Annotated in this window: 14 protein-coding genes; 10 read left to right on the top strand and 4 right to left on the bottom strand. The window is 38.3% G+C overall.

Annotation, left to right across the window (positions count from 1 at the left end):
* The 8 genes from A3GQ_RS0107900 to A3GQ_RS0107935 are packed head-to-tail and all read left to right on the top strand — an operon-like array spanning position 1 to position 8,134.
* Complete coding sequence (locus A3GQ_RS0107900; RefSeq protein ID WP_028776595.1) at positions 1-1,101, top strand: NADH-quinone oxidoreductase subunit D; 1,101 nt, start codon at positions 1-3, stop codon at positions 1,099-1,101.
* A complete protein-coding gene (gene nuoH, locus A3GQ_RS0107905; protein WP_028776596.1) occupies positions 1,101-2,078 on the top strand; it encodes an NADH-quinone oxidoreductase subunit NuoH in 978 nt (325 codons plus the stop codon). The genes A3GQ_RS0107900 and nuoH overlap by 1 nt, the downstream gene beginning before the upstream one ends.
* Positions 2,079-2,095: 17 nt before the next feature.
* A complete protein-coding gene (nuoI, locus tag A3GQ_RS0107910) occupies positions 2,096-2,557 on the top strand; it encodes an NADH-quinone oxidoreductase subunit NuoI (RefSeq protein WP_028776597.1) in 462 nt (153 codons plus the stop codon).
* On the top strand, positions 2,554-3,051 hold the full coding sequence (locus A3GQ_RS0107915) for an NADH-quinone oxidoreductase subunit J (RefSeq protein WP_028776598.1): 498 nt from the start codon (positions 2,554-2,556) through the stop codon (positions 3,049-3,051). The genes nuoI and A3GQ_RS0107915 overlap by 4 nt, the downstream gene beginning before the upstream one ends.
* 3 nt (positions 3,052-3,054) lie before the next feature.
* On the top strand, positions 3,055-3,360 hold the full coding sequence (nuoK, locus tag A3GQ_RS0107920; protein WP_028776599.1) for an NADH-quinone oxidoreductase subunit NuoK: 306 nt from the start codon (positions 3,055-3,057) through the stop codon (positions 3,358-3,360).
* Positions 3,361-3,374: 14 nt separating this feature from the next.
* Positions 3,375-5,219, top strand: coding sequence for an NADH-quinone oxidoreductase subunit L (gene nuoL, locus A3GQ_RS0107925; protein WP_245596752.1), 1,845 nt, complete (start codon positions 3,375-3,377; stop codon positions 5,217-5,219).
* Complete coding sequence (locus tag A3GQ_RS0107930) at positions 5,219-6,682, top strand: complex I subunit 4 family protein (protein WP_028776601.1); 1,464 nt, start codon at positions 5,219-5,221, stop codon at positions 6,680-6,682. The genes nuoL and A3GQ_RS0107930 overlap by 1 nt, the downstream gene beginning before the upstream one ends.
* A 3-nt stretch (positions 6,683-6,685) precedes the next feature.
* Positions 6,686-8,134: an NADH-quinone oxidoreductase subunit N gene (locus A3GQ_RS0107935; protein ID WP_028776602.1), complete on the top strand. Its 1,449-nt coding sequence runs from the start codon at positions 6,686-6,688 to the stop codon at positions 8,132-8,134.
* A 43-nt stretch (positions 8,135-8,177) separates the two neighbouring features.
* Here the strand turns inward: A3GQ_RS0107935 and A3GQ_RS23750 are convergent, their stop codons facing one another.
* The gene (locus A3GQ_RS23750; RefSeq protein ID WP_037464318.1) at positions 8,178-8,522 is read right to left on the bottom strand and encodes a hypothetical protein; all 345 of its coding nucleotides are present in this window, start codon (positions 8,520-8,522) and stop codon (positions 8,178-8,180) included.
* 105 nt (positions 8,523-8,627) lie between these two features.
* On the opposite strand from A3GQ_RS23750, the gene A3GQ_RS0107945 reads away from it, so the two are divergent.
* On the top strand, positions 8,628-9,248 hold the full coding sequence (locus A3GQ_RS0107945) for a Vat family streptogramin A O-acetyltransferase (protein ID WP_028776603.1): 621 nt from the start codon (positions 8,628-8,630) through the stop codon (positions 9,246-9,248).
* A gap of 221 nt (positions 9,249-9,469) precedes the next feature.
* Here A3GQ_RS0107945 and A3GQ_RS23755 read toward each other — a convergent pair whose 3' ends face one another.
* Entirely contained in the window at positions 9,470-9,868 is a 399-nt protein-coding gene (locus tag A3GQ_RS23755) for a hypothetical protein (RefSeq protein WP_051271388.1), read from the bottom strand.
* A 255-nt stretch (positions 9,869-10,123) separates the two neighbouring features.
* Here A3GQ_RS23755 and A3GQ_RS0107955 point away from each other — a divergent pair, with 255 nt between their 5' ends.
* Positions 10,124-10,336, top strand: a complete 213-nt coding sequence (locus A3GQ_RS0107955) for a hypothetical protein (protein WP_028776604.1) — start codon at positions 10,124-10,126, stop codon at positions 10,334-10,336.
* Positions 10,337-10,381: 45 nt separating this feature from the next.
* Here the strand turns inward: A3GQ_RS0107955 and A3GQ_RS0107960 are convergent, their stop codons facing one another.
* Both A3GQ_RS0107960 and A3GQ_RS0107965 read right to left on the bottom strand, forming a co-directional pair.
* Positions 10,382-10,735, bottom strand: coding sequence for a hypothetical protein (locus tag A3GQ_RS0107960; protein WP_028776605.1), 354 nt, complete (start codon positions 10,733-10,735; stop codon positions 10,382-10,384).
* A 713-nt stretch (positions 10,736-11,448) separates the two neighbouring features.
* Positions 11,449-11,766 (bottom strand): hypothetical protein, encoded by a 318-nt coding sequence (locus tag A3GQ_RS0107965; RefSeq protein ID WP_028776606.1) that lies wholly within the window; start codon positions 11,764-11,766, stop codon positions 11,449-11,451.
* Between the last annotated feature and the right edge of the window lie 464 nt (positions 11,767-12,230).

Raw genomic sequence — 12,230 nt, forward strand, 5'->3', positions numbered from 1 at the left:
GTGATTCGAACAGAAGAAATGCTCTTAAATGTTGGACCTCAGCATCCCAGCACACATGGTGTACTTCGTTTGTTGGTAAAGGTAGATGGAGAGCGAATTGTGGAAGCAGAGCCAGTTATCGGTTATTTGCACAGAGGAACGGAAAAATTGGCTGAGGATCTAAGCTATACGCAAATCATACCTTATACCGATCGAATGGATTATTTGTCTGCAATGACCAATAACTACGCAATTGTACATGCAACAGAAAAATTAATGGGTTTGGAAATACCGGAACGTGCTGAGTTTTTACGAGTGATCGTCATGGAACTAAACCGAGTAGCAAGCCATTTGGTTTGGATGGGTACATATCTCCTTGATATCGGTGCCATGAGTCCATTTTTATACGCATTTCGTGATCGAGAGCAAATTTTGGATCTATTCAATGAGCTGTGTGGAGCTAGATTGACCTATAACTACATGCGAGTCGGAGGAGTAAAATGGGATGCTCCTGCTGGATGGATCAAGAAAGTGGAGCAATTTACAACCTACATGCAAAAACAGATCAAAGAATACCATGACTTAGTAACAGGGAATGAAATATTTATTGGGCGAACCAAAGGAATAGGCAGCTATGATCAACAAACGGCAATTCGTTATGCTTTATCAGGGGCCAATCTAAGGGTGACGGGGTTGAATTGGGATTTGCGAAAAGATGCTCCCTACTCGATTTACGAGCGCTTTGCTTTCGAAGTACCTGTGGGCGAAGATGGCGATCTTTATCAGAAGTATTTATGTCGCATGAAGGAGATCGATGAATCGCTGAAGATCGTTGCTCAAGCTGTTGGAGAATTTCCTTCTGAAGGGAAAATTATGGGGAAAGTTCCACGGGTTCTGCGCGTTCCTGAGGGTGAAGTATATGTTGGGATTGAATCTCCACGTGGAGAGTTAGGCTGTCATATTGTAAGCAAAGGAAAGGATAAGCCATGGCGCCTCAAGTTCCGCCGGCCATCTTTTTATAACTTGCAAATACTGCCTATTTTATTAAAAGATGAAAATCTTTCTAACTTGGTCGCTATCCTAGGTGGAATTGATATTGTTTTGGGAGAGGTGGATGGTTGATGGATACATTGCTTTTGTATCTTGGACCAGTTATTTTATTGTTGATCGTTCTCGGATTTGTAACGTATGCGATTTTGGCTGAGCGAAAAGTAATTGGTTGGATACAAGGGAGAATCGGCCCTAATCAAGTAGGACCGTGGGGGCTTTTGCAAACCGTTGCGGATATTTTAAAACTATTGATCAAAGAAGATACCATTCCCAAAAATGCAGACCGCACCTTGTTTAAATTGTCACCAATACTTGCATTTGTACCATCATTTGCTGTGCTTGCCGTCATGCCGTTTAGTGCCCAAATCCAATTCGCAAATATTGGTGTAGGCCTTCTTTATTACATGGCTGTTTCTAGCATCACTACGATTGGCATATTAGTAGGTGGATGGGCTTCCAATAATAAATATGCGTTGCTTGGTGGTATGCGGTCAGCCGCTCAGATGATAAGTTATGAGATTCCCCTAGTTTTATCGGTTGTTGGGGTCGTTCTAACTGTCGGTTCGCTGAATTTGAACGAAATCGTTGCTGCTCAGCAAAAGACTTGGTTTATTTTCCCACAAATAATCGGCTTTATCGTTTTTATCATCGCATCTGTCTCCGAATTAAACCGGACACCTTTTGATCTTCCAGAAGCAGAATCGGAGCTAGTTGCCGGGTATCATGTGGAGTATAGTGGATTTCGGTTTGCCTTCTTTATGTTAGCAGAGTACGTGTATATTTTTGCTATGTCTTCTCTAACAACTGTTCTCTTTTTGGGAGGCTGGAATGCACCTTTTGGATGGACTTTTTTACCAGGCATTCTTTGGTTCATCATAAAATTTAGTCTTGTGGTCTTCTTCTTGTATTGGGTGAGAGCAACAATGCCGCGAATCCGTGTGGATCAATTGATGCAGTTTGCTTGGAAAGTATTGCTTCCGGTTGCGTTAGCCAATATTGTACTTACTGCTTTGTTAAAAGAAGTTCCATTTTTGGCTCACTATTATTAAGAAGGAGGTTATGCGTTATGATAGGGCTGATCAAAGGATTAAATGTCACATTAAAAAACATGGTAAAACCAAAGGTGACTTATAACTATCCCAAAGAACCACTACAAATGCCAGATCGTTTTCGGGGGATCCAGTATTTTGACCCAGATAAATGTATTGTTTGTAATCAATGTGTCCGAGTATGCCCCACGGACTGTATTTCTTTAACAGGAAAGAAAAATCCAGATCCTGAACAAAAAGGGAAAGTAATCGATACGTACGATATTAATTTTGAAATCTGTATTCTATGTGATTTATGTACAGAAGTGTGTCCAACTGAAGCAGTTGTAATGACCAATAATTTTGAACTATCTACGTATTCCCGTGATGATTTATTTAAAAATAAAGAATGGTTATTTAAGAACGATAAAAATATTCGCTCTGAGAATACATTGAACCCTATACCCGTTAAAAAACCAGCAGGAGGAGCATCATCATGAATGCGGAATTTTTAGCGTTTTCTATCCTATCGGTTTTTGCGATTGGAGGGGCAGTTTTCTTTTTAAATGCAGGAAAGGTTATGCATATGGCGATTGCACTTGCATTTACCTTTTTTAGTCTTGCTGGTATTTATTTATTATTGCAGGCCGAGTTTTTAGCAGTGGTGCAAGTCTTGGTATACGCAGGCGGAATCTCTATCTTGATGATCTTTGGTATTATGTTAACAAAACCTGAAGAAGGAGCCCCAAGTCGATCTTTTCAATATCATCAATGGATCAGCTTAGCAACTGTCACAGGTTTTTTTGTTATCATCATGACGATTATCTACCAAACTCCTATCTTGACACCAGCGGGGAAAGAAACGAGTGCTTCTGTAAAGAGTATCGGGAGTATCTTGTTTAAAAACTACGCTATTCCTTTTGAGTTAGCCTCCATTTTATTACTCGTAGCATTGATCGGTGCCATCGTATTGGCGAGAAAGGAGCAGAAATAAAAGATGTATCTTACTTCTTATCTCGCATTAGCTGCTATTCTCTTTTGTATTGGACTATATGGCATTCTAACCAAACGTAATGCTGTGATGCTTTTGTTTAGTGTGGAATTGATGTTAAACGCCGTAAATCTCAATCTTGTTGCTTTTTCTCGATTAGGTTTTTATCCAAATGTAGAAGGGCAAATTTTTACTTTTTTCACCATCACTGTAGCAGCCGCTGAGGCCGCGGTAGGACTAGCGATTTTGATCGCATTGTATAGAAAGAAAGAGACAGCAGAAGCGGATCAATACAACTCTATGAAAGGGTAAGGATGGTGATTACAATGTTAAGTTATGCTTGGACAATCCCATTGTTTCCGCTTTTTGCTTTTGTCGTACAACTGTTATTACGTACAAAAGGCAATAAAAAGTTGGTATCGAGCTTGGGTGTAGTCTTGACGTTTCTGAGTTTTGTCTTTTCCGTTTATCTCGTCGTACATAGTTTGGTTTGGAATCAAACCATTCCAGAATGGAAAGTAAATTGGTTACATATAGGAGCAAATGTAGTTACTGTGGGTGCTAGTTTTACGCCGATTCAGGTTGCAATGCTCTTTATCGTATCTTTGGTCAGTTGCTTAGTGCAGATTTATTCGATGGGTTATATGAAGGAAGATAAGCGTAGCAATACTTTTTTTGCCTATCTATCGTTATTTACCTTTTCTATGCTTGGATTAGTTATTGCACCTAACTTTTTAGAATTGTACTTTTTTTGGGAATTAGTCGGTGTATGTTCTTTCTTATTGGTTGGTTTTTATTTCTATAAAGAATCAGCTAAACAAGCCGCCAAAAAAGCTTTCATTGTAACGCGGATCGGTGATGTTGGTCTATTTATCGCGATCTGTCTCCTATTTTGGGAAGTTGGAAGTTTTGATTTTGACGTGGTGAAGCAAGCCGTTGATGCCAATCAATTGTCTTCTGGTATGATCACCCTTATCGCAATCCTTATATTTGTTGGTGCGATAGGAAAATCTGGTCAGTTTCCTCTGCATACATGGCTGCCTGATGCGATGGAAGGCCCTACACCAGTCAGTGCACTGATTCATGCAGCAACAATGGTAGCAGCAGGTGTATTTTTGGTAGCAGAGACGTTTTGGTTATTTGAGGAATCGTCCACAGCACTTGCGATTGTCTCCTATATAGGTGGATTCACAGCTTTGTTTGCTGCTCTCATTGCCTTAACCCAAACAGATATCAAACGAGTACTTGCATACTCTACCGTGAGCCAGCTTGGATATATGATGCTAGGACTTGGTTCTTTAGGTTTAAGTAGCGGTTTTTTCCATTTGTTGACCCATGCTTTTTTCAAGGCACTGCTATTTTTAGCAGCAGGTGCAGTAATTGTGGCCTACAGTCATGAACAAGATATTCGCAAGATGGGTGGGCTTTGGAAACAACAAAGATGGCTAGGTATAGCTTTTCTCATAGGAGCTTTTAGTATTGCAGGTATACCTCCATTCTCTGGTTTCTTTTCAAAAGATGAGATTTTTTTAGCAGTGTTTCAAAGCGGTAGATATGATTTATTTGTAGCCGCATTACTAGCAGCTTTTTGTACCGCGTTTTATATGTTTCGTCTATTTTATCTGGTCTTCGCTGGGAAAGTAACCAAAGAGAAAACCAAAACTTTGTCATGGCATTTTAAGGTGCCAATATGGATATTAGCATTATTCTCTGTCATTGCTGGCTTTTTACAGTATCCCAAACATTTGATTTCTGGGTGGCTGGATGAAACAACACAAACAGCATTATGGTGGATACCTGTAGTGGTTACGCTCATGGCTGTTTTTGGAATTTTTCTTGCCTATGCCGTTTACCAAAAACGCTGGGTATCTGCTCATACACTGGCAAAGTTAAGTGGTATTGGATATCGATTGTCCTATCGAAAGTTTTATATAGATGAATGTTATGAAGCCTTATTTGTTTGGTCACTAAAAGGTTTAGGATGGATTTTGATGGGCTGGGATCGTTTCTTTGTTGGAGGAATTGCTTTGTTTATGAAATCCATGCCAATACAATTAAGTGAAATGAGCTCTCGTATCCAAAATGGTCAAGTGCAGCGCTATATACTGATAAGTGTTATTGGATTATTATTACTACTCTTATCTATAACAGTAGGGAGGTTTATCAGCTGATGGGAATTCTCTCCTATTTACTCGTTATCCCGTTCATTGGTATATTGCTTCTATTGTGCTTGCCAAATAAAGCAGTGTTTTATCACCGGATGGTATCCAATCTTATTACTTTTGTAGTATTTTGTGTTTCCATCTATCTGTTCTCCTCTTTTTCAATAGATCCATCGCTACAATTTGTCGAGCATACGAATTGGTTTTCTTTTGGATCATCAGGTGGTATCGATTATAGTTTAGGATTAGATGGACTGTCTCTACCAATGCTGGTGTTGACTACCTTTGTGAGTTTTATTGCTTCTGTCGCTTCCATTTATATCAAAAAACGAACCAAAACATACTTTTCCCTCTTTTTGTTATTAGAAGTTGGAATGATGGGAGTATTTCTTGCCACAAATCTCTTTCTTTTCTTCCTGTTTTTTGAGATTACATTCGTTACGATGTTTTTCTTAATAGGAATATGGGGTTACAACAAAAAAGAAAGAGCAGCATATCACTTTTTGATCTATAACGGTCTAGGATCTGCTTTTTTGCTTATTGCTATCGTGGGCATCTATGTCGTTTTTGGTTCAGTAGAGTATGAAACAGTAAGGAAGTTAGTTGCCCTAGATATACCTAGTCCTCTATCTTGGACCTTGTTTGTTTGTTTACTTTTGGCTTTTGCGATCAAATTACCTATCTTCCCTTTCCATCGTTGGATGCTTTTAGTGCATGTCGAGGCCCCGCCTTCTGTTGTTATCATACATGCCGGGATCTTACTGAAAATCGGTGCTTATGGGATACTTCGATTTGGTGTCAGCATGTTTTCGAGTCATATGAATTACATTGCTACTATTCTAGTCGTGTTAGGATTGATTAACCTCTTATATGGGGCTATCCTAGCTTTTGCACAAACAGAGTTAAAAAGAGTGTTAGCATATTCGAGCATCAGTCACATGGGAATTATTTTGTTAGGGGTAGCAGCAGGGAATGTTATTGGTCTGCAAGGTGCTGTTCTTCAGTCGGTATCACATGGATTGATATCTGCTCTCTTCTTTTTCCTAGTTGGTGCATTGTATGAACGTACAAAATCTACCCAGCTTGAAGATCTTGGTGGAATCGCAAAATCAATGCCGGTATACTCTGGTATATTAATGATTGCTAGTCTTGGGTTGTTGGGTCTGCCTGGTTTATCTGGTTTTGTCAGTGAGTTTTTCTCTTTATTGGGTCTGTTTGAGAAGTATCCCATTTATGCAGCTGTAGGTACATTGGGTTTAATCTTGGCGGCTGTATATACACTTCGCGCTTTGATGGAAGTCAGTTTTGGGAAACAACAAAAGATTTTTACGACAACAGATATTGGTTGGAAAGAAGGCTTGCCAATGTTTGCCCTAGTCCTGATCATCCTATCCATTGGTATTTATCCGGACCTGATTAGCCATACCTTAAATGGTACATTAGAAACGATAGCTTCTGAATGGAGGGGGTAACAGATGAGGGAAATGGTCATGCATCTTTCTCCGGAGTGGATTTTATTAGTAGGGATCGCTTTGGTGCTAATTGGGGAAATATTGCTGCATAAAGATAGTTCACGCTCCATGTTGGGAATAATTGCGATATTAACCGTGTTAGGATCTGGAACATTATTAATACTGCAAGGGAAAGAAGTAATAACTTTATTTGATGGCAGTTATACGAGTGATCCTTTCATTCGCTCTATCAAAGGATTATTGGTTGCAGGAACATTGTTTGTCCTCCTGCTATCTTGGACGGAAAAAATAGTTGCCAAAGGAGAATATTATTTACTTGTTTTAGCGGCACTCCTTGGAGCAATGTCATTAATTAGCTCTTCCGATTTGATCTTCCTGTTTGTTAGTTTGGAATTACTCAGTCTTTCTGCTTATGTACTGGTAGGAATGCAACAGGATCGATTAGTATCAAGTGAAGCAGCTTGGAAGTATGTGATTTATGGAGGAGCATCTTCAGCGTTTCTTCTTTATGGTATGTCCTTTTTCTATGGTTTGTCAGGAACAACAAATTTAACAAAAATCTCGGGAAACTTAGCAGTTGCTTATGTAAATGGTTATGAGTTGTTTCTTTATTTAGGATTTGTGCTTCTGTTAGTAGGGATTGGCTTTAAACTAGCCGCGGTTCCGTTTCACATGTGGGCTCCGGATGTTTATCAAGGTGCACCTACAACAGTAACTACTTTTTTAGCTATTGTCTCCAAAATAGCTGGATTTATATTTGCTTTACGCCTCATAAGTATGCTATTTGCATCGGGAGGGCTTCAATCTATTTTACATTCGATGGTGGTTCCTTCTCTGTTGATTCTCTCTATGCTTTCTATGATTTTTGGTAATGTCACAGCATTAAAGCAACATCATTTAAAACGGATGTTAGCTTATTCCAGTATTGGTCATGCAGGATACATGCTGGTTGCCGTTATCAGCATATTGCTAGATAAACAGGAGTCCTCTTTATCAAGTCTGTATTATTATTTTGTGGCTTATTTATTGGCTAGTGCAGGTACGTTTGCGACCATACATGTGATTGCGAAAGACCGCAGTCCGGATCGCAAAGTATTGAGTGGATTATACAAAAGGTCACCCGGCTTGGCATTTAGTTTGTCTGTGTTTCTCTTGTCATTAGCAGGTATTCCATTTACAGCAGGATTTATTGGCAAATTTACCATTCTAGTAAGTGCGTTTGGAAATAGTATGTATTGGTTAACTGGTACCATGTTACTCACTACGGTAATCTCCTATTTCTACTATTTTCGAGTTATTCGTCAAATGTATTGGCAAGAAGATGAGGATGTATCACAAGTCACCATGCATTGGTCGATAGGGATTGTAATTACGTTTAGTTTGATAGGTACTTTCTTTTTTGGGATCATGCCCAATGTACTATTGCAAAATCTTAGTAATTGGATTGGATGATAACAAAGAAACACCCAAGTCGATTGGGTGTTTCTTTGTTTTGTTATGCGATTTGTGTGAAAGTATCCAACTTTGCCATCTCGCCAACCATACGAGGATGAAGGGCTAGAACCAGATCAGCTGATTCTTTTTCAAATGTGCCATTGCGGTTAAGTACATACAATATTTTGGCACGAATTTGGTAGTGTTCCCATATAGGGTGTTGGAGGTCTTTTGTAGGTGGTGTATAGGGAATCATCCCAATAATATCTGAGAGCATGAGATGATAGGTCGTGTTTGGTTTTTGGAAGATAAATTCTTTTTTTGTTAATGTATATCGAAATGGGTATTTCACCTGAGAGATTACCAATTCACCTGAATATCGTTTGATATGGATAAAATCTGTCATATTAATCTTTTATACCCCCAAACGTGATGGATTGTTATCATTGTATCATATGTGTTCAATATTAGATTTTTGCAGCAATATACCATATGGAGGGATAAAAACGTGATAGGACCAGATCCACGATCCAAATATCCAATGAAGCAGAACCAAAATGTGCAATTTATAAAAAACGTTATCACAAAACCGAATATCGAAGCAGGAGACTATTCTTATTATCATTCTGATGCAGGGGAAGCTTTTGAAAAACGGGTCTTACACCACTACGAGGTGATTGGAGACAAACTGATCATCGGTAAATTTTGCTCCATTGCTGGAGGGGTAACCTTTATCATGAATGGTGCCAATCATCGGATGGATGGCTCTACATATCCATTTAATCTTTTTGGCAATGGCTGGGAGAGGTTTACACCATCATTGGAGGAACTGCCATTCAAAGGAGATACAGTGATCGGGAATGATGTTTGGATCGGCAGAGATGTGACCGTCATGCCAGGAGTGACAATTGGAGATGGTGCGATCATTGCTACTCGATCGGTTGTCACCAAAGATGTCGCCCCATACACGATCGCAGGCGGAAACCCTGCGAAGTTGATCAAAAGAAGATTTTCTGATGAGTGGATCAAAGATTGGTTAGCAATAAAATGGTGGGATTGGGAGATTGGGCATATCACTGCAAACATAGATAAGATTACTAGTGGGGATATAGAGGGTTTAAAAAGAATATAATACAGTGAACCAAAATGGTTGTTCTTGGCAATATCCTAATTAGAGATATAGAACAACACCCAATTTATCTCACCACTTATAGAAGTGGGATTGTTCTTGGGAAAAATGATAAAACAAGAGAACCTTTTTAAAAAAAGTCCTCTTGTTTCTTCATAGAGCATTCGATATTATCACTCAAAGATGCTATCTAATTTTTATATTTCACTCTATCTATTTATAGATTAGTCGTAAAATTTAACGTGTGCTTTTCCAGACTTTTTGCTTTTTGTAACATAAAACTCAGCCTGTCCGGAAGATTCATATGGTCCTTCATCTACATATTTGTTGATATTTTTAAATACAGCACATTGTCCTTTTTTTAATTTTTTTGTCCCTACTTTTTCGTCTTTCATTTTATAACCATTACGGAAATACCCATCTTCTTCCCACAATGTATAATAGCCACCTGGTCCACTTACCAAACAGAATTTAAAATCTCCACCGCCAGAATTGATGATTTTGCTTCTTTCGTTAAATTTGTCCTCACCAACATAATTCCAACTACCATGTTTCTCGGCATGTGCAGTTACAACAGGAAGACAGAGACATAGAGTAAGTGCAAAAGCAAACAATTTCTTCATAAAGATCAGCTCCCTTTTTATAATTACTGGAAAACATATTATAGATGGATTATACAAAATAAAAAGTTTATTTTGAGTGAACATTATTTGTCAAATTAGTATTTTTGTACTTAATTGTTCATTGTTTACATTTTATATCTAAAAATAAATCTATCTATCCAGATGATGTCATCAATGGATTCGTTGTAAAATAAGGATGACAAAATTGATAATTCCATTTCGTTGATTTGAAAGAGGATAGAGGTAACAGAGGAAATGATTTTCTTAAAATTAGCACTTTTTCTTTTGCCAGTTGCAGCATTTTTCTTTGGAAAATTGTTGTATGTGGGTTTAAAACGAACGTATCACACACAACGTATTTCTATTCCAGGGTTAGGAATTTGGGTAGCTGGGTTGTTGATTGGTATTGTAATTATATTTTTATTGTTATTTACCTTTGGTTTTGGGATTGCCTATTGGCTTTTTTAAAAGAAAAACCCTCTTGGACATAAAGAGAGGGTTTCAAGTCGTGCTTTAGTCATAAAACTTGACATGAGCAATACCAGAATTAGGGTTCTTTTTCAAGTATAGCTCTGCTCGGTTTCCTTCCAAGTATCGATTAATATTTCGAAATACAGCGCATTTCCCTTTGGACAAAGTTTTTGTTCCAATTTCGTCGTCTTTAAAAGAATCATCTTCATACAAAGTATAATAACCACTCGGACCACTTACCAAGCAGATTTTAAAATCTCCGCCACCAGATTTGATGATTTTACTTCTTACTTTAAATTTGTCTTCCCCAACAGCTTCCCATTTTCCATTTGCAAAGGCGCTTGTAAATGGAAGACATAGTGTTAAGGTAAGGACAAGAGTCAACACTTTTTTCATGGAGCATCTACCCCTTTGTGTAGAGTAATAGTTCGTAGATGAATTATACAAACTATTCAAATATAATAGAAGTCATAAACAGTTATTTTTGCTATTAACATTATCGATTACTCTTTCAATGATTTTCGATTTGCAATGGAATCATTATTTTTGATTATTGATAGTTATGCTTTTGTGAAGGTTAACAAGTGATGAATGAATATAAATTGTATTTTGAATGTTTTATGACAACATGAGAATAAAGTTGATAATCGATATAACTGGAAAACAAGAACCCTCTCGCCACTTTATGATGGGAGGGGGTTCTTTCTTTTTTATATGATCGATTATTGTATACACGGGGTGCAGTGATCTATTTATAGATCACTGCACCAGGTCGACCTTGTCTAAAGTGTGTATCGAAGGATGAACCACCTATGCAACTTCGGACAAGCGGGACTTTGAAGTTTGTTCCCACTTCAAACTATAAATGCTGATCAGCGATGCTGACTAGCAACCCTTCCTATCAGCCAGTAACCTACGACTGGGTTCGGCGAATCCCATTTTGATGATTATGTTGTAGTATCAGCGGACGATGCTAGGTTAGGATGAAGTTGGGGCTGGTTTTTATCACCGACTTGAAGTACATGACCTCAAGCCGGCCAACGATGCAGCTTCACTCAGCTGTTCCTTCCGAAATCAGGAAAAGCGATTACGGGTTGGGTGTCTGGCACTCAGTTAATCTGGAAGTGATCTTCCAAACTGAAAACAAGGGTTACGTAGGTTTCTCCTAGTAGCCACTCGATCATCACTTGGTCAGTGGAAGGTTTCATAACCTTGATCAACACACCAGAACCTTCGTAGTCTTCATCGCATGAAATATCTCCCTTTCCACTGATTGTCCTTCCTTCAGTGATAACAAAGTGGAAAGTTGCTCCGTGGAATACAAGGGGACCGGACCCGACTTCACATTCTCTGACAACAATCTTACTGCCTTGGTCATCAAGGAGAAGGGCGAGTTGTTCATTTTCTACTGTGAGCTTACCGATCATAGGAATTCCTTAGTTTGGAGGGAGTTTTCCATTCAATTATACTAGATAAGAAAAAAATTTCCGTCTAAGAATAGGAGTAACTCAGGGAAATAGGAAATAAAAGCAAAGTACTTCTTATCTTCCTTGTTATCATTTTCCTCTGCGTAACTTATTCTGTATTTTTATATTTCAATGCAATGGAGGGGGATAAGAAGTTGAAGGTCTAAATTTTTGTATGTGATCTGAAAAAGAGGAAAGAGGTAACGAAGATAATTTTCTAAAAATTAGAACGTTTTTTTGTCGATATCTAGGTAGGTTGTTATAGGTGAGTTTGAAAAGAACATATAACACACAATTTCTTATTCAGGGTTAGGGATTGGGTAGATGGCTTATTGATCGGGATTATTATTATCTTTTTATTACTATTTACCTTTGGTTTTGGGATTGCTTTTTGGATTTTTCAACACAAGAACCTCTCTGTATAC

The sequence above is a fragment of the Shimazuella kribbensis DSM 45090 genome (genome assembly GCF_000428065.1).
Lineage (GTDB): Bacteria > Bacillota > Bacilli > Thermoactinomycetales > Thermoactinomycetaceae > Shimazuella > Shimazuella kribbensis.

Excerpts from the sequence above, each read along its gene's own strand:
- nuoH (WP_028776596.1), top strand. The coding sequence starts at position 1,101 with ATGGATACATTGCTTTTGTATCTTGGACCAGTTATTTTATTGTTGATC.
- nuoI (WP_028776597.1), top strand. The coding sequence starts at position 2,096 with ATGATAGGGCTGATCAAAGGATTAAATGTCACATTAAAAAACATGGTA.
- A3GQ_RS0107915 (WP_028776598.1), top strand. The coding sequence starts at position 2,554 with ATGAATGCGGAATTTTTAGCGTTTTCTATCCTATCGGTTTTTGCGATT.
- nuoK (WP_028776599.1), top strand. The coding sequence starts at position 3,055 with ATGTATCTTACTTCTTATCTCGCATTAGCTGCTATTCTCTTTTGTATT.
- nuoL (WP_245596752.1), top strand. The coding sequence starts at position 3,375 with ATGTTAAGTTATGCTTGGACAATCCCATTGTTTCCGCTTTTTGCTTTT.
- A3GQ_RS0107930 (WP_028776601.1), top strand. The coding sequence starts at position 5,219 with ATGGGAATTCTCTCCTATTTACTCGTTATCCCGTTCATTGGTATATTG.
- A3GQ_RS0107935 (WP_028776602.1), top strand. The coding sequence starts at position 6,686 with ATGAGGGAAATGGTCATGCATCTTTCTCCGGAGTGGATTTTATTAGTA.
- A3GQ_RS23750 (WP_037464318.1), bottom strand. The coding sequence starts at position 8,522 with ATGACAGATTTTATCCATATCAAACGATATTCAGGTGAATTGGTAATC.
- A3GQ_RS23755 (WP_051271388.1), bottom strand. The coding sequence starts at position 9,868 with ATGAAGAAATTGTTTGCTTTTGCACTTACTCTATGTCTCTGTCTTCCT.
- A3GQ_RS0107955 (WP_028776604.1), top strand. The coding sequence starts at position 10,124 with ATGATTTTCTTAAAATTAGCACTTTTTCTTTTGCCAGTTGCAGCATTT.
- A3GQ_RS0107960 (WP_028776605.1), bottom strand. The coding sequence starts at position 10,735 with ATGAAAAAAGTGTTGACTCTTGTCCTTACCTTAACACTATGTCTTCCA.
- A3GQ_RS0107965 (WP_028776606.1), bottom strand. The coding sequence starts at position 11,766 with ATGATCGGTAAGCTCACAGTAGAAAATGAACAACTCGCCCTTCTCCTT.